This window comes from Agrobacterium sp. ST15.16.024, assembly GCF_027956545.1.
GTDB lineage: Bacteria > Pseudomonadota > Alphaproteobacteria > Rhizobiales > Rhizobiaceae > Agrobacterium > Agrobacterium cucumeris.
This window is the reverse complement of record NZ_JAQKGO010000001.1, coordinates 1,393,541-1,411,990: the sequence shown is the minus strand read 5'-3', so window position 1 is coordinate 1,411,990 and position 18,450 is coordinate 1,393,541. Positions and strand designations below refer to the sequence as shown.

8 protein-coding genes are annotated in these 18,450 nt (G+C 59.6%); all 8 read left to right on the top strand.

Annotated features, from left to right (window positions below; translation table 11 throughout):
* The first annotated feature begins 6 nt into the window (after nucleotides 1-6).
* The 8 genes from PL640_RS06915 (at nucleotide 7) to PL640_RS06880 (ending at nucleotide 18,412) form a co-directional block, all read left to right on the top strand.
* Nucleotides 7-786, top strand: a complete 780-nt coding sequence (locus PL640_RS06915) for an amidohydrolase (RefSeq protein WP_271361211.1) — start codon at nucleotides 7-9, stop codon at nucleotides 784-786.
* A 95-nt stretch (nucleotides 787-881) separates the two neighbouring features.
* On the top strand, nucleotides 882-1,538 hold the full coding sequence (locus tag PL640_RS06910) for a TetR/AcrR family transcriptional regulator (RefSeq protein WP_142839751.1): 657 nt from the start codon (nucleotides 882-884) through the stop codon (nucleotides 1,536-1,538).
* A 412-nt stretch (nucleotides 1,539-1,950) separates the two neighbouring features.
* Complete coding sequence (locus PL640_RS06905) at nucleotides 1,951-9,054, top strand: type I polyketide synthase (protein WP_271361210.1); 7,104 nt, start codon at nucleotides 1,951-1,953, stop codon at nucleotides 9,052-9,054.
* Between the two features lie 132 nt (nucleotides 9,055-9,186).
* Entirely contained in the window at nucleotides 9,187-13,350 is a 4,164-nt protein-coding gene (locus PL640_RS06900) for a hotdog fold thioesterase (protein ID WP_271361208.1), read from the top strand.
* Nucleotides 13,347-15,044, top strand: coding sequence for a PfaD family polyunsaturated fatty acid/polyketide biosynthesis protein (locus PL640_RS06895; protein WP_271361207.1), 1,698 nt, complete (start codon nucleotides 13,347-13,349; stop codon nucleotides 15,042-15,044). The genes PL640_RS06900 and PL640_RS06895 overlap by 4 nt, the downstream gene beginning before the upstream one ends.
* A complete protein-coding gene (locus PL640_RS06890; RefSeq protein WP_205125313.1) occupies nucleotides 15,041-16,405 on the top strand; it encodes an aspartate aminotransferase family protein in 1,365 nt (454 codons plus the stop codon). The genes PL640_RS06895 and PL640_RS06890 overlap by 4 nt, the downstream gene beginning before the upstream one ends.
* On the top strand, nucleotides 16,402-17,169 hold the full coding sequence (locus PL640_RS06885; protein WP_271361205.1) for an SDR family NAD(P)-dependent oxidoreductase: 768 nt from the start codon (nucleotides 16,402-16,404) through the stop codon (nucleotides 17,167-17,169). The genes PL640_RS06890 and PL640_RS06885 overlap by 4 nt, the downstream gene beginning before the upstream one ends.
* 13 nt (nucleotides 17,170-17,182) lie before the next feature.
* Nucleotides 17,183-18,412: a thioester reductase domain-containing protein gene (locus PL640_RS06880; RefSeq protein WP_271361204.1), complete on the top strand. Its 1,230-nt coding sequence runs from the start codon at nucleotides 17,183-17,185 to the stop codon at nucleotides 18,410-18,412.
* The last annotated feature ends 38 nt before the right edge of the window (nucleotides 18,413-18,450 follow it).

Below are 18,450 nucleotides of genomic sequence, written 5' to 3'. Positions count from 1 at the left end.
ATATTCATGAGTGACAGGGATCTTCGCATAACGCTGGTGCAGGCGGATCTGGCCTGGGAAAATGTCGGGCAGAACCTGCTGCAATTCGACCGTCATCTGGATGAGATCGGTGCGACGGACCTGATCGTTTTACCGGAAATGTTTACAACCGGCTTCAGCATGAATCCGCAGGCTGTCGCGGAACCCATGGACGGGCCAGCGGTGGAATGGATGCGGGAGACTGCCCGTCAGCACGATGCCGACATCGTCGGGAGTGTGGCGATTAGAGAGGATGGCCGTTATTTCAATCGGCTGCTCTGGGCCCGCCCGGACGGTGCGCTCATTCATTATGACAAACGGCATCTCTTCACCTATGCCGGGGAGCATGAGCACTATACGCCGGGGCAGGCGCAACAGGTGGTGCATTTAAAGGGCTGGAACATCGCGCCCTTCATCTGCTTCGATCTCAGATTTCCGGTCTGGTCGCGCAATCGCGGTCAATATGACGCGGCGCTTTATATTGCGAGCTGGCCCGCCCGACGGGCTGCGCATTGGAAAAGCCTGCTGCCGGCACGCGCCATTGAGAACCAGGCCTATGTCATAGGGGTGAACCGCGTCGGCATTGACGGCAACGACCTTGCTTATGACGGCGACAGCATGGTCATCGATCCCCTGGGAGACATATGTTTTCACGCCAATGTGAATGCTGTCGTGCACCAACAGCAGCTTTCGCGCCAGATGCTCGACGATACAAGGGCGAAATTGCCGTTCCTGCGTGAATGCGAGCAGTTTGAATTGACCGTTTAAGGTGTAATCGGCGCGCAGGTCCAGTCGTGGCGGGTTGACAGTCCGCCTCGATATAATTAATGGACTAAGCGCTCAGTTAATTTATGGGAGCAATCATGGCCCGCAAGCTCGATCCGGCAAAGCATGAAGCCAAGCGGCAGCAGATACTTGAAGCTGCCATAAGCTGCTTTGCACAAAACGGGTTTCACCAGACCACCACAGCGCAGATATGCGCGGCGGTCGGCATGAGCTCCGGCAATCTTTTCCATTATTTCGCCAGCAAGGAAGCGATCATCGAAACGATCGTTGCCGAAGAGCGGCGGGAAACCGCCGCCTATTTTGCCGAACTTGGCGCGGCGGACGATCAGTTCGGTGCGGTCCTGGGCTTTGTCGATGCATCGCTGGAACTTGCCACCGACCCCACCTATGCCCGGCTGGTGCTGGAGATCGCCTCAGAAGCGATCCGCAACCCGGCTATTCATGCGCTTGTCAGGGCAGCCGATCAGGAAATCCGTGCAGGGATCACCGATCTTTTGCGCAAGGGAATGGAGCGTGGCCAGATCGACGCCAATCTCGACGCCGAGCGTGCTGCGACATGGATCGCAGCGCTGATAGACGGCGTTTTCTCACGCCTGGCGGTCGATCCCGATTTCCGGCCACTCGAAGAAGCCGACATGATGCATCTGATTATCGGCCGCTTTCTGGCTGCAAGACAATCTGCCGGTGAAATGGCTGAGATCGGGCAAAATCCGACGCCGGCAACGGCTGGTTGATAGGCCTGCAGGGAATGCCCAGGGAAAATCGGTCCGCGGTTTTCTGTTCCTTTGCTTCCGGCAGTCGCTGACAGGCGGCTCCGGGTTCGCGGATATTTACGAGAAAATCCGAGATTTAAAGCGGGGCTTTTGACAGTCAGTTTTCATTAATTCAACTGAAGATGTCGGATTTATGAAAATTTCAACGCAAAGTATATTAATGCTTTTCAAATGAATGAATGTATGTTTTATACAGCCTCAGACGCACAAAGGCGAAATGAGCTGAGAAAACTCTCATATTAATATTCCGAACTCGGAGTATTAATAATATTTTTTGCATGCGATACGGCCTCCATTTCTGAATTACATCGTAATTTTTCTTGTCTCTGACGGGAGCGTTGCTTCTCGTCCCCAGGGAAGGACTATTCCTGTGATGCTGCAAAACCGTAATTCCGCACCGCCACCTCTCGATATCGCCATTGTCGGCATGGCCAGCCATTTTCCCGATGCGGCCGATCTCTATGATTTCTGGTCCAATATCGTGAACGGTCATGATGCGATCCGCGACATAGGCACGGTCGATCCTGTGGAATATTGGCGGCCGGAGGACTTCTACGATCCCGATCCGCGCGCCGCTGACAAGGTCTATGGCCGCAAGGCTGGCTTTGTGCCGCCGATCGATTTCGATCCCGCCGGTTTCAAGCTGCCGCCGCTGATGCTTCAATCAATCAGCACGGCGCAGCTTTTCGCGCTGCATGTTGCAAAACAGGCGATGGCGGATGCAGGGCTGCTCGGCGCAGGCGCTGAAAAGACCGACCGTGACCGCATCGGTGTCATTCTGGGCGGCTCCGGCAACGGCAATACGGCGTTCTCGCTCGCCGTGCGGCAGCAGGTTCCGTTCCTGCGCCAGATTCTTGTAAATAGCGGGCTGTCAGCCGAAGTGGCGGAAGAAACGATTGAACGCCTGCAGGGGCTGTCGCTGGAATGGAACGAGGATAGTTTTCCAGGCTTTCTCGGCAACGTGGCCTGTGGCCGTATCGCCAGTTACTTCGATCTCGGCGGCACGTCCTATATGGTGGATGCCGCCTGCGCGAGCAGTCTCGCCGCCATCAAGGCCGCCATTGGTGAACTGACGGATGGCAGCTGCGACGCTGTTCTGACCGGCGGCGTCAATCTCGAAAACTCGATTTTCTCGTTCCTGTGCTTCAGCAAGACGCCGGCTTTGTCGAAAAGCAACCGTTCGCGGCCATTCGACAAGCAGTCGGACGGCATGATGCTGGGTGATGGCGTCGGTTATCTGGTGCTGAAGCGGCTTGCGGATGCCGAGCGTGATGGCGACCGCATTTATGCGGTGATCCGCGCGCTTGGCGCCTCCAGCGACGGTCGTGCCAAAAGCATCTTTGCGCCGCGTTCCGAGGGGCAGGTGAAGGCTTTGAAGCGCGCCTATAGCCAGGCCGGGCTAACGCTTGCCGATATTCAGCTGATCGAAGCGCATGGCACCGGCACGGAATCCGGTGACGAGACCGAGATTAAAAGCCTTATCAGACTGTCTGAGGAACAGGGCATCGATGCGGGTCATGCCATTGCGATTGGCAGCATCAAATCGCAGATCGGGCATACGCGCTGCGCGGCAGGTGCGGTGGCAATGATGAAAGTGGCGCTTGGCCTCTATCACAAGGTCCTGCCGCCAACCATCAATGTGGAAGACCCCACCGATGTTCTCGCAAAACCCTTTTACGTCAACAGCCTCGCACGGCCATGGATGCGCCCGGCCAGCGGCGAGCTGCGGCGCGGCGCCCTGAGCGCCTTCGGTTTCGGCGGCACCAATTTTCACGTCATTCTCGAGGAATACGAACCGGAAACGCGGGAACAGACATACCGGCTGAACCGCGCCGCTGAGGTCTTCGTGTTTCATGCGGCAAACCCGGCTCTGCTGGAGGCGACCTGCCGTGATGCGCTTTCGCAGCTTTCCGGCGAGGGCAGGGCGGCGTTCTTCGACGCACATCTGGCCGATGGCGGCAGGCTTTCTCCACCTGCGGCATCCGCTCGCCTCGGTTTTGCGGCCGCGACGCCCGAACAGGCGCGCGCGTTGCTGACGGAAGCTCTGGCGCTGTTGCAATCCAGTCCCGATCAGGGCTTCGATCATCCGGCCGGAATTTACTACAAGCCGGAGGCCGCGCCAGTGGCAGGCCGTATCGTCGCGCTTTTCCCCGGGCAGGGCGCGCAATATGTCAATATGGGGTCCGGGGTCGCGGTCGATTACCCGGAGTTGCGCCATGCCGTGGAAGCCGCGGATGCCGTGGCTGTAGAGGCAGGCCTGCCAGCCCTTTCGGGTGTGATCTATCCGCCGCCGGCCTTTTCCGACGAAGAGACCATGCGGCAGGCCCGTGAACTTACCCGCACCGCCAATGCGCAGCCGGCTATCGGTGCGGTAAGCGCCGGTTATTTCCAATTGTTGAAACGGCTTGGTTTCACTCCGGATTTTGTTGCCGGACACAGCTATGGCGAGCTTACAGCCCTGTGGGCGGCAGGCGTGCTTTCGGACGCGGATTTTCACCGGGCCTCGCTTGCCCGTGGTCGGGCTGTCGAAACTCCGAGCGGGCTTGACGATCCCGGTGCGATGCTTGCGGCACAGATGCGCCGGGAGGAAGCGGCGGAATTGCTGGCGGCCGTGCCGGATATCGTAATCGCCAATGATAATGCGCCGGAGCAGCTGGTATTCGGCGGCGCCACCGAGGCGATTGCCCGCGCCCAGGCCTGGCTAACCGAACGGGGCCGCCGTTGCCAGACGCTTCCGGTTTCGACGGCCTTTCACACATCTTACGTCAGACATGCGGCGGATCCGTTCCGGGATGGAATTGCCGGAATTGAATTCTCGCATCCAAGCTGCGCGCTTTATTCAAGCGCGACGGCGGAGCCCTACGGCAGCGACCCCGCGCTTTATGGTGATGCGCTTGTCCAGCAACTGGTGCAGCCCGTGCGGTTCCGGGACATGATCGAGCGACTGCACGCCGATGGCGGTTATCTGTTCGTCGAGATCGGGCCGAAATGCATTCTCGGTAAACTGACCGGTGACATACTGAAGGGCAAACCGCATGCGGTGGTTTCGCTCAACCCGAGCGCCAATGGCGAGGAAGCATTGCAATTCCGCCGGGCACTGGCAAAACTGGTGGTGGAAGGTGTGGCTCTTGCCGAAGCCGACCCCTATGCCCGCCCGCGCCCGCCGGAGGATCGATCGGTGAAGCCGGCAACCAGTTTCAGGCTGCAGGGCGGCTTTTATCTGACCGACAAAAACCGCGCGCGGCGCGAACACGCGCTGCGGCATGATACGGCCGTGGTGGAAAAGTTCATCGCCGAGCGTGCTGCAGGCTCGCCTGAACCGGCCACTTCTCCGGTCGTTCAGGCTGTGCCTCAACCTGTTGCGCCGATTGCGAAAACTCTTCCTTCCTTTCCCCCTTTGTCCTCCTCCATTCAGCCCTCCCATGACACTGACAGGATCGAGATAGCGATGACCAGCCAATCCGAAAATATGTCGAAGCCGGACCAGATGGACAGGCAGATCGAAAGCCAGAATCTGCTCAGCCAGCTTCACCAGCAGTTTCAGACCAACCAGAGCGAATATATCAATATGCTGGGATCTCTGGTCAGCAAGCAGCATAACCTTCTGGAAAAATTCCAAGGTCATCCGCAGATGGAAAGCATGACCGCGAGCCTTGCGCGCAGCCTGCAATTGCTGGAGCGCAATCAGGAACTCTACCATCTCAATCACGAGCGCTATTTCGACAACCAGATGTCCCTGATCAGCGGCGAGGTGGTTCGTAGCCTGCCGCATTCCCCCGCCTATATTCCCAATATGCTGGACATGCCGAAACCGGCGCAGCCGGTTACGGTAACGCGGCAGGAGAGTTTCGCGCCGGCGCCATTGGCTGCCCCCAGGGCTGCCGATAGGGCGGTTTCTGCACCGATCGCCTCCATAGCTGCACCGAAACCGGTGATGCCGGTGATGGCTGCGCCGCAGATAACCGTGCCTCTGACGCCGGCACCCGCCGCACCGGCTCCTGCTCTCAGTGACGAGGACCAGGCGAGGATCGCCGTTCTCGAAGGTATCACCGAAGAGCGGCTGATCCGCGAGTTGACGGATATCGTCAGCGAGCGCACGGGTTATCCGGTCGATATGATTGGCGACCAGATGGACCTTGAGGCCGATCTCGGCATCGACTCCATCAAGCGGCTGGAGATTTTCGGCGCGATGTTCGACCGGCTGTCGAACGGCACCCGGCTTCTTGAAGATGCGGACAAGAACCGCAACGACGAGAATTTCGACATCGAAACCATGAGCAATATCCGCAAGATGACGCAATTCTTCCTGCGTACGGTCGATGAGTTGCTTGTGGCCGTGAAAGGCAGCTCAGCCGTTGCTGCTGCCCCAGCACCGGTTATCTCGGCCCCGGCACTCAGCGCCGAGGATCAGGCAAGAATTGCGGCGCTTGAAGGGATCACCGAGGAGCGGCTGATCCGCGAACTGACTGACATCGTCAGCGAGCGCACGGGCTATCCGGTCGACATGATCGGCGATCAGATGGATCTCGAGGCCGATCTCGGCATCGACTCCATCAAGCGGCTGGAGATTTTCGGGGCAATGTTCGATCGCCTGTCGAACGGCACCCGGCTTCTTGAAGATGCGGACAAGAACCGCAACGACGAGAATTTCGATATCGAAACCATGAGCAATATCCGCAAGATGACGCAATTCTTCCTGCGTACGGTCGATGAGTTGCTGGCCGATATCAAAGGGGCCACTCCAATGGCCGCGGCCGCCGCCAAAACCGCGGCGCCGACTGCACCCGCCAGCGCCCCGGCTTCAACCGGCGCCTCCGTTGTGACCCTGCAACGTCTCGGCGTGGTGACATCAACGAAACTGTCGGACAACGGCGATGAGGAGATATCACAGCCAAAAAAAGCTTCGGCTGAGCAGGATGCATCCGCGTTTCCTGCTCAGCCGCTCAATGCCGGCCCCTCCGTCTATCGTCAGCGGGTGGTTCGTCAGGACCTTGCCCGGCCCGACCGGACATCGCTGACCCTTGGTGCCGGACGGATCTGGCTGCTTGTTGATGATGGCAAGGGACTGAGTGAGGCGGTGGCTTCCCGCCTCCTTACCCTGGGCGAGAAGGTCGCACGCCTTCAGATATCCGCGCCGGCCAAACCGGCAAAGGGCAAGAGAACCGCAAAACAGTCATCGTCCGTACCGACGATGGAAGGTGTGCGGGATTACGGTCTCCAGGATCGCGGCAGGGTGGCTATAGAGGCCATGATCGCTGAAATCGAACAGGCGGAAGGCCCGATTGGCGGCTTCATCCATCTGCAGCCACCAACAGCTGCGACATCGATCGGCGAGGTGTTTACGGAAACGGGTTACGAGGCGGCGGAAATACTCTTCACGCTGGCTGGAGTGCTTCAGCCACGCCTGACGGGGACGGGAGCACGCAGTTCCTTCTTCATCGCCAGCCGATGCGACGGTGCTCTTGGAACATCGGGCAGGGGATTGTTCAACGCCATCGGCGCAAGTTTCGGCGGATTGTCTAAATCACTCGCCGTTGAGTGGGACGATGTTTTCTGCCGCTTTGTAGATATCGATCCGGCACTGCCTGACGAGGAAGCGGCCGGCATCCTGATCGAAGAGCTGGAAGACCCGCAAACCGCACTGGCGGAGGTGGGACGTGGTCCTGACGGGTCCCGCATGACCCTGACGAACCAGGCCGAACCGGTGATCGACCAGTCGGAAACCGTGCTCGATGCGGATAGCGTGCTTCTCGTCAGCGGCGGCGCGCGCGGCATTACCGCCGATTGCGTGATCGCTCTTGCGGAGCGCCATCCCGTTCGTTTCGCTCTCCTCGGACGAACCGATGTCGACGCGCCATTGCCCGACTGGGCAGAAGGCATCGAGGGAGATGAAGCGCTGAAGGCAGCCGCGATTGCGGCGATGCAGGCCGAAGGTGAACAGCCTACGCCGGTGAAGGTCGAAAAAATGCTGAATGGTGTACGCCATGCGGTGCAAATTCGGCAGACGCTGGCGAAGATCGAAGAGCTTGGCGGCAAGGCGGCCTATTTCGCCTGCGATATCGCCGATGCGAAGGATGTCGAACGCACCGTGACTGCGGTGGAGGAGACTTTCGGCAAGATAACCGGCATCATTCACGGTGCGGGCCTGCTTGCGGACAAGCGTATCGAGAAAAAGACGGCGGAGGATTTCCGCGCGGTCTTCCATACCAAGGTGCGGGGTCTGCAAAATCTGATGCAGGCAATGCAGCCGGATACCATCAGGCAGCTTATGCTCTTTTCATCCGTATCGGGCTTCTTCGGCAATGCCGGACAGACCGACTATGCGATGGCGAACGAGGTGCTGAACAAGTTCGCGCATATGTTCAAGGCGCATTATCCGGATGCCTTCGTGCGCAGCATAGGCTGGGGTCCCTGGGACAGCGGCATGGTCAATGACGTGCTCAAGAAGGCCTATGGTGAACGCGGGCTGGCGATCATTCCGGTGGAAACGGGGACACGGTTCTTCGCTGAAGAATTCGGTTCCGGTCATGGTCCACAAATTCTCGTCGGCGGCGACAGCTACAGGGTCGCAAAAACGGTCAAGACGAAGGTCGCACCGCGTGTCGTGGAGCGCAGGGTCGATCTCACTACTGCGCCCTTCCTGGCCGACCATGTGGTCGACGGACGTTACGTCCTGCCTGCCACGGCCGCGGCCAGCTGGCTGGTCAAGCTGGCGGAAGATATGCTGCCTGGCTACCGTTTTGAAACCCTGCTCGGTTTCAAGGTTCTGAAGGGTGTCACGCTGGAGGCGGAAGAATCCTGCTTGCTGGAAGCGCAGATAGAACCGGCGGCGGATGTGTCAGGCCCAATGGCCGGTGACAGGCATGCCCTGACGATCTCGGTCTATAGTCGGACGGGCTCCGAGCGTCAGAACCGCTATATGGGCACCGTGGTGTTAAGCCGCGAGCTGAGCCTTCGCCCACGTCTCGGGGCCTTTGATCTTGGTAAGGATGACGAGCCGCTGGGTTACCCGCTTTACGGCACGCCGCAGGAAGGTCCGCTTCTGTTCCATGGCCCGAGCTTCCGGGGGCTGCGGGAGGTGCTGAACGGTGGCGATCACGGCCTCACACTCGCTTGCGAGCTGACGCCGGTGGAAGAGGAAATGCAAGGACAGTTTCGCACCACCTCGTTTAATGCCTATCTCGGCGATGTCTTCATGCAGGCGCCGTGGTTGTGGCTGATCCTCGGCAGCGATTATGCCGGGCTTCCTTCCGCCATCGGCCGCGTCGACCAGTTTGCAGCGCTCGGTTTCGGCCAGCCGTTCTTCCTCTCCATGACGATAAAATCCCTGACGCAGGCGAGCCTTCTGGTGGATATCGCCGTGCATGACGAGACGGGACAACTTTATTTCCGGCTCTCGGATGTCCAGTTCACCGTTTCCCGGCAATTGCGAGAGCGGCTGGTCGGGCGCGAAGACAAGGTCGAGGCGGCAGAATAGCCGCCCCGATCAAGGTCCGGAAAAGCGAAGGCTTTCCATAAACTCGTAACGACAGGCAGTGAGAAGCGTTTCCGTGTTCCGGTTCAGGCCGGAGACGCTCTCCCTCTGCGCGCCATTTGAAGGATGATCGCGATGGGACAGATAGCAATTACGGGGCTCGGATGCGTCTTTCCGGGCGCGGATACCCCGGATCGTTACTGGCGCAATCTGGTCGAGGGCAAGGACAGCACGTCGCCGCTCTCCGTTGCCGAACTGGGTGTCGATCCAGCGCTTTATTATCATCCCGAGCCGGGTACGGCCGATCATATCTGCTACAACCGGAATGGCCACGTGCGTGACTTCCGTTTCGAGGCCGAAGGTTATCGCCTGCCGGCGGAGGACCTTGCAACACTCGACCCGCTATTTCACTGGACCATGCATGCGGCGCGTCAGGCGCTTGAAGACAGCGGCGCATCTCCACAGCGTTGCGGCCTGATCGCCGGCAATATCGGCATGCCGACTCATTCCGGCAAACGCCTGATGTCGGGCTTTTATCACCGAGTTCTCGAGCCCTATCTGCGGGAACTGCTGGACCGGCCGGATTTTTCTTTCCCCGCCTATTGGGATACCAGCGGCCTGTCCGGGCTCAATCTCATGACCGGTAGCCATAATGCCACGATCGCGGCGCTGGCGCTTGGTCTTTCAGGGCCGACTTACGCCATCGACGCGGCCTGCTCTTCGGCGCTTTACGCCATCCGCGTGGCCAGTTCCTATCTTCTCGACGGCAGCGCCGACATGATGCTGGCGGGCGCGGTCTGCCATGCGGACCATATCTATCTCGACCATGGTTTTAACGTTCTGCAGGCTTTTCCAACCGATGGCCGCTCGGTCCCCTTCGACCGGTCCTCGCAGGGGTTGAAGGCCGGGGAAGGCGCCGGCATCGTGGCGCTGAAACGTTACGAAGACGCGCTGCGCGACGGCGACCGGATTTACGGTGTCATCGAGGCGATCGGCGTTTCCAATGATGGCGGCGCCAAGCACATGCTGCTGCCTGATCCGCACGGGCAGATGCTGGCGCTGCAACGCGCCTATGCCAGCATTTCGCCTGATATCGATTATCTGGAATGCCATGCGACGGGCACCCCGGCGGGTGATCAGGTGGAGCTTTCGACCATTGAGCGCTTCTTTGGCGAAACGTCGATACCGCTTCTTGGCGCCAACAAGGCCAATAACGGCCACAGCCTCACCGCATCGGGCATGGCAAGCCTGCTGAAGGTGCTGCTGGCGATGCAGCACGACCTGATACCGGCGACGCTGCAAATAGAAAACCTTGTGACGACGCCCAAAGGGCTTGTGAAGCGCGATCATATCGTTCGCGAAAACAAACCCTGGGCGAGGGGTGAAAAACCGCGCCGTGCCGGCATCAATGCCTTCGGTTTCGGTGGCGTCAACGGCCACATGGTGCTGCGCGAGCATGTTGCGGGCGCGATGGTGCCGACGATTACAACCCCACCTACCACCACTCCGGCCGGAATTGATATTGTCGGCATAGCCATGGCCCTGCCGGGAACCGATAATGTCGAGACGTTTCGCGATACGATAACGACCGGACGTCAATGGTTTCAGCCATTGCCACGCACGCGCTGGCTGGGTCTCGAAAAGCGCGCCGATATTCTGGCGCTGGGTGGGATCGGAGAAGCGCCGGCCGGCGGCTATATCGAGAGTTTCGATTTCGATTGCCGCCATTTCAAGCTGCCGCCGAAGGTCATCGGTAATCACCTTCTGGCCCACGCCTTTCTGCTGCCGGTGGCCGAGCGGGCATTTCTGGATGCGGGTTATGCGCTGGACGGGCAGAGGCGTAACATCGCGGTCATCGTCGCACGGGATGTCGATCATAGCTGCCTGCGTTATCAGGCGCGCAACGAGATCGGCTGGCAATTGTGCGACAGCCTCGAGAGGTCGGGCATAAAACTTTCGGCAGAGCAGCTCGCCGGTCTGCAAGGAATCGTCAAGGAAAGTCTGTTTCCCGAACCCTTCGCCGAAGGCATTACCGGTGGGGTGGGCAACATCGCCGCAAGCCGTGTGGCCGCGCATCTGCGGCTGGACGGACCGGCCTTTGCCCTGTGTGCGCATGAAAGCTCGGCTTTCAAGGGGCTGCAACTGGCGCGCTACATGCTTTCCGAAAATATGGTCGATGCGGTCATTCTGGCCAGCAGCGCCTGTGATGGCGGGCTGGAAAACATGATCTATGCCAACCCAAATCGCAGCCAGCCCGTGGGGGAAGGCTGCGGCGTGATTATGCTCGAAAGAGCGGATGGCGGACCGGCCGGACGCGCCTATGCCCGCCTTCGCAGCCTTGAAATCCGCCATGACACAACGCCGGGCACCACCTTCCAGCCATCGGCGGATGCCGTGGCCAATGTGGCGGAGGCCTGCCTGCAAAAAACAGGCGTTGCGCCAGAAGAGATAAGTTATCTCGAACGCTACAGCATGGCGGATGATGCGGAAGCTCGCATCGAGGCGGAGGGGCTTGCCAGGGTCTATGGCGCCACCGTTGCTGCGGACAGTTCAAAGCGTCACTACGGTCATCTTGGTGCGGCTTCCGGCATGCTCAGCCTCATCCATACCGCGCTGGTCCTGCATTACGGCCTGTCACCGCAGCGCTCGACGGGGCCTCAACTGGCGGCAATCAGTGGTATGGGGGTCGATCGGGCCTATACGCATATATTGTTGGAAAGCCCGACAGTGGCGCGGCCTCAGGCGGTCAGCGCTCCCGCAGGTGTTTCGGCGACCGATCCTTTGCTCGTAAGGGTCTTTACCGGGCGAGAGCGGACCATGGCCGAGATCATTCTCGATCCCACCAATTTTGCCCTGTTTGAAAAATCTCCACCTGCAATGCGGCCACAGATGTCCCCGGCAGTGGTGACCGAAGCTTTCGATGGCCCGGTCTCCGGCTGCTTCCCACGCCTGCCGCTGACCTGGCAGCAGCGGCAGGCGATCCGGAATGCGCAGACGAACCTGCGCTTCATGCAGACCGAGCAGGCGTTCTATCGTCGTCTGAGCCATATGATGTCCGTTGAGACGGTTATTCCCGCGCGTGCCGCATTGTTCGATGAAGCGCAGTTGATCGAGCTGACGGATGGTGCGGTGAGCCGCGTGCTCGGGCCGGATTATGCGCTGGCCGATACCTATGCGGTGCGCACGCGCATGCCATCGCCGCCCTATATGTTCGCCTCGCGCATTACCAGCACGACGGCCAAGGCCGGTGCGCTGGAGCCCTGCCGCATCGAATGGGAACTCGATCTGCCCGCCGATGCCTGGTTCATGTGCGAGGACAAGGCTCCAGCTTTCGTGGCGCTGGAATCTTCACATGCGATGATCGTCGCCTTCACGCTTATCGGCTGCGATCAATTGTTCCGGGGTGAATTGCGCTATCGGGCGGTGGACAGCCGCACCTTCGTTTATGGCGAAATGCCGCGCGCCGGCGAATTGCTGCGCGGTCGGGTGGATATCAAATCCTTCCTCAAGGTCGGCCGTAATATTCTGGTTTCCTACGAATATTGGTGCCTTGCCGATGAGCGGCCCGTTTTCCGGCTGGAGGCTAATTCCGGCTTTTTCCTGCCGCGCGATCTGGAACGCTCGAAGGGTGTCGATCCAGCTCCCTTCCTGAAAAATGACGGTGCTGTGCGGCAACCCTTCACACCGCTGCTGAACTGCACGAAGGATCGTTTCAGCGAAGACGATATCGAGGCGTTGGGCCACGGCGATCCGGCAAGCTGCTTTGGTCTTGACTACAGAACTGAAACTGCCGCGCCAAAGCTGTGGACACCGATGGCCAGAATGCTCGACCGGGTGGTGGATGTCGACCCCAAAGGCGGCGCGTTCGGCCTCGGCGTGGTGGTCGGCGAGCGCGACATTGATCCTGATCACTGGGCTTTCAAGGCGCATTTCAAGAACGACCCCTGTGTGCCGGGAACATTGCTGGTGGAAGGTTGCGAACAGCTTCTGAAATTCTACCTGGCCTATCTCGGGCTTTATTCGATGCCTCACCTGAGCGGACATACGCTGACCGACCATCAATACAGCGCCAAGTTCCGGGGGGAGGTGAAACCACAGCGCGATACGCTGAGGTATCGCCTGACCTGCAAGTCGATCGACCTCGCTTATGGCGAGGACGGTGTGACGCTGGAGACCGCATCCTTCGTCTTCGTCGCCGAGATCATCCACAAAGGCAATGTCATCGGCATTTGCGACAATCTCGGCGCGGGTTTTGCCCGTCGCCGCACCGACCAATCATCATGGGTGGCCGCAGCATGAATGAAAATCCGCACATCAATTCCACACCGCTTTTCCGGACATGGAAAAAACAGGCGGGTATTGACCCCACTACCATCGAGGCAATGGGTGGGCTTCTCGCTGATCTCGATAAACGCCTCTATGTACTCGAATTTGGTGGCCAGCGGTCGCTCGAAACCTCCTGTACCGACGTGGAAAAATGCCTGGGAATTGTACCCGTGCTGACACCCAGCCAACTCGGCGATCCGGGTTTCCTGCGCGATTACGGCGTGCGCATGGCCTATTATGCCGGGGCGATGGCCAATGGCATTCACTCGGAAGACATGGTGATCGCACTTGGCAAGGAGCGGCTTCTGGGTTTTTTCGGTGCGGGTGGGCTTGGCAGGGAGCGTGTCGCCTCGGCGCTGGCGCGCATAAGCGCCGCCCTGCCGCATGGGCCTTGCGGCGTCAATCTGCTGCATAATCCCGGCGATGCCGAATGGGAAATGGATGTGGTGCGTCTGTGCATCCGCCATGGCGTGAAGGTGGTAGAGGCTTCTGCCTATATGAACCTTTCGCCGGCCATCGTTTACTGGCGTGCGGCCGGGCTTGTTCGTAACGGGCAGGGGGCTATCGAACCGCGCCATCGCATCATCGCGAAGGTTTCGCGCCGCGAAGTGGCGCAGCATTTCATCAATCCGGCCCCGGAAAAAATCCTTTCAAGGCTGGTCGAGGACGGTCTGATTTCCGCCGAACAGGCGGCGATGGCGGGCGAGGTGCCGATGGCTGACGACATCACCGTCGAGGCCAATTCCGGTGGCCATACCGATAATGGCGTGCTGAATTGCGCATTTCCTTCCGTTGCGGCGCTAAAAGACGAAATAGCCGATCTCAGGGGCGAGGCATTCCGCATCCGCATCGGCGCAGCTGGCGGCATCGGCAATCCGCAGGCGGTCTATGCAGCTTTCGCCATGGGCGCGGCCTATGTCTGCACGGGGTCGATCAATCAGGCCTGCATCGAGGCCGGCACGTCGCCGCAGGTGAAGACCCTGCTGGGGCGGGCGAAGATGGACGACATGGCGATGGCGCCATCCGCCGACATGTTCGAGATCGGCTCCAAGGTGCAGGTGCTGAAGGGCGGCACCATGTATGCCATGCGCGCCCAGAAGCTTTACAATCTCTACAAGCAATATGACGGTCTCGAAGACATTCCGGCAGCGGAAATCGCCAGCCTGGAAAGCGGATTCTTCCAACGCTCCTTGCCGCAGGTCTGGGAAGAGACCCGGCAGTTCTTTCAGGCGCGCGGCAACCCCAGAATTATCGAGGCGGCGGAAACGCATCCGAAAAAGCGCATGGTGCTGGTCTTCCAGTGGTATCTCGGCCAATCCTCCCGCTGGGCGATTGCCGGAGAGAAATCCCGCGCGGTCGACTACCAGATCTGGTGCGGCCCGGCCATGGGCGCGATCAATGAATGGTTGCGTGGCAGCCCTTACGAGCCGGTCGAGCACCGCTCCGTCGTCGTTATCGCCGATCTTCTGATGCGCAACGCGGCCTATCTTGCAAGGCTCGAAGCGCTGAAAAACGCTGGCCTACCGGTGCCAGACGCACTCTACCGCTACCGGCCCTGGACGGAAAATCCGTTCGATCCTTCAACGCCGCCGACACGGCATCCATCCCCGTCAATCGGAACCGCCCCGGCAGCATCGCCGGCCAAACTGGAGAACGCACAGCCATGATCACAGATACGGACAGCAAGCTGACGCTGAAGATTTCGCGCGATTTCTACAAACGGCTCTGGGAACTGATGCCGGGCGGCACCCACTATAATTTCGGCGACGCCGAGCGCGCCTTCGTGGTGCCCTTCAACAAGGGCCGCAATTCCCGCGTATGGGATCTCGACGGCAATGAACATCTGGATCTCTTCTGCAAATTCGGCGCACTTTTCGTCGGCCATCACAATGAGGCCTATAATGAAGCGCTGATCCGCTACATGGAGAAGGTCACCTCCGTCGATACCTGCGATCTGGAGATCGAGGTGGCGGAACTGATGATCAAGCACATTCCCTGCGCCGAGATGGTGCGGTTTTGCCTGAGCGGTACCGAGGCGGTGCAGAATGCGCTGCGGCTGGCGCGCGGCTTTACCGGCAAGAACCGCTTCATCCGCTTCCATGGCCATTATCACGGCAATGCCGACAACGTCATGGGCTTCCGCAAGAAGGACAATCTCGATTTCCCCGTACCGGAAAAATACCAGGGCGACATGCTCGATACGCTAGGCCGCGCCGAGGGCGTGCTGGAAAGCCAGAGCTTCATGCTGCCGTGGAACGACATCAACGCGCTGGAAGCCACCATCCGCCGCTACGGTAACGAGATCGCCGCCGTGCTGATGGAACCGATCTGCATCAATGGCGGCGGTATCTTCCCGGTCGAAGGTTATCTGGAGCGCACCAAGGAACTGTGCGAAGAGCATAATATCGTGCTGATCTTCGACGAGATCATCACCGGCGTGCGTCTGGGTCTCGGCGGCGCGCAGGATATTCTCGGCGTTACGCCGCATCTCGCCACCTTCGGCAAGGCGCTGGGCGGCGGATCGATGCCGATTTCCGCCATTGCCGGCCGACGCGACATCATGGATCTCTATACGCGCGGAAAAGTCATCCATGCCGGCACTTTCAACGGTTACCCGCTGGGTCTCGCCGCCATCAAGGCGACCTTCGATATCGTCGAAAAGGATCCGGGTTGCTATGACCGGATGCGTCGCTACACCGAACAGATTTCGGGCGTCTTCACCAAAGCGGCCAAGGCTGCCGGAATGCCGCTCGTCATTCAGGGCATGCCGACGGCGCTGGTCTACCATTCGCAGGAAGAGCCGGTGGATCGCTCCGAGGGCTATTCGCACAAGGTGAAATTCTGCGACATCATCATCCGCGAGGTGAGCAAGCGCCACGGCATCCAGTTCTCACCGCTGTCGCGCATCTATTCCAACCTCTTGATGAACCAGGACGACGTGCATTTCTTCGAGGAACGCATCTCCGATGCGCTCGTCAATGCCCGCAAGGTCATGGAAATCGCCTTCAAGGACGAGGAAGTCGCGTGAGCCAGCAAATTGCGGTCGTGACCGGTGCTTCAGGCGGCTTCGGCGCCGCCATTACCCTTGCGTTGCTCGATGTTGGTTATGCGGTAGCGGCTGTTGATATCGACGTTACCGCGCTGCAACGCCTTGAACAGGAGATCGGAAAACCCGGGCACCTTGGCGTTTTCGCCATGGATGTCACCGATCATGGCAGCGTCGAGCAGACATCGGGTGCCATTGCCGAGAAAATGGGATTGCCGGTGACCGTACTGGTCAACAATGCCGGCATTCTCGATCGCACCTATTGCGTCAACGACCGCAGCCAGACGCAGTCCCGCAAGGTCATCGACGTCAACCTTGCGGGTGCGTTCAACTGCACGGGTGTCTTTACGCGCTCGATGGTGCGCCAGCGTTACGGGCGGGTCATCAACATCGCCTCGATTGCCGGCATCTGGGGGGCAGGGGGTGGGGCGGCTTATGCCGCCTCCAAGGCCGGTCTCATCAAGGCTTCGGAATCCTGGGCGCAGGAACTCGGACAGTTCAACATCAGCGTCACGGCGATTGCGCCGGGCATCTGCAAGACCAACATGTCCAAACCCTTCGAACAGGAAGGCATCAACGACACGGTGGCCGATGAACGTCTGGTGCGCTCGATCGTCCCGGTCGGACGCTGGGGCACGCCTGATGATGTGGCGGAAGTGGTGACGTTTCTGGCCACCTGCAAAACCAATTACCTCAATGCCGCAGTGATCCCGATGGATGGCGGCATGCGGGTCGGAACGCTCTAAACGGAGATCGGCGATGACTTACGATAACGGCGTGGACAATATTCTGCTGACCGGCGCCACCGGCGTCATGGGCGGACGCCTGCTGCAGGAACTGCTCACCACAACAAAAGCCACGGTCTATTGCCTGGTGCGTGCCGCCGACATGGCGGAAGCGATGGGCAAGATCGAGAGCATCCTCTTCTGCTATGACGAGGAACGCAGCCTCAAGGGGGAGGCCGCCGCCCGCATCGTGCCTGTTCTCGGCGATGTTTCCAGATCGCATCTCGGCCTGCAAAGGCACGTATGGCGTGACCTTGCCGAAAGGATCGATCTTGCGCTGCATTGCGCGGCCAATGTCAATCTCATCGCATCCTACAGCAAGATTGCGCCGGTCAATGTCGGCGGTTCGGCCAATATGGTGGAGTTTTGCCTCGAGGGTAAGATCCCGTTGATGCATACATCGAGCTTCAGCGTCATCGGCGACAAGCTCTACGAGGATTTTACGCTCTATGAGGATGCGCTCGACGTCGGCCAGCGTTTTCCCGACATGGATTACGAACGCTCCAAGTTCGAGTCGGAAAAGCTGATGCACGCCGCCGGGCAAAAGGGTCTCGATTTCATCATCGTACGCCCGGGGAACATCTGGGGTGACAGCCGTACCGGTCGTTATCCGCTGACGCAGACCAAGGTGAAGGGTATCTATTACGAAGCGGTGCGCGCCATTGTGGAAACCGGCTTCACTTTCGCATCGGATGAAGATTTCGATATCACGCCGGTCGATTACGTGGCACGGGCGAGCCTGCATCTCGCCATGAACTGGCGCGCTCACAACCGCCGCACCTTCAATCTCGTCAATCCGAAACCGATCGACTGGAACACGCTGGTGGAACAGGTGCGCGATTGCGGCTATGTGGTGCGCGAATTGTCACGCGACAATTACTTCGATGCGCTCAATCAGGGCCGGATGCTGCGGGAAGGTAAAGCCTACAGCTCGGTCTTCACCGATCTTCTGTCAATGCTGGGCAATGCCGATTACGTGCGTGACAGCGCCAGATACGACACCAGCAAAGCCCGGCAGGCGCTCGCCGGAACCGGGATCAACTGCCACGAATGCGATGTGATGCTGATGATGCGTTATCTCGATTACGCCTTCGAAAAAGGTTTCCTGCCGCTGGCCGGAAGCGGCTTTCCGCTGGCGGAAATTTCGAGGACGGTTGCGCCGCGCGGTTTCATGGAGCGGCTTTACGACGCTAAGCTGGTTTAGATGCGAGTGCTTCCGTGCCGTATCGGGTGCCCGGCTCC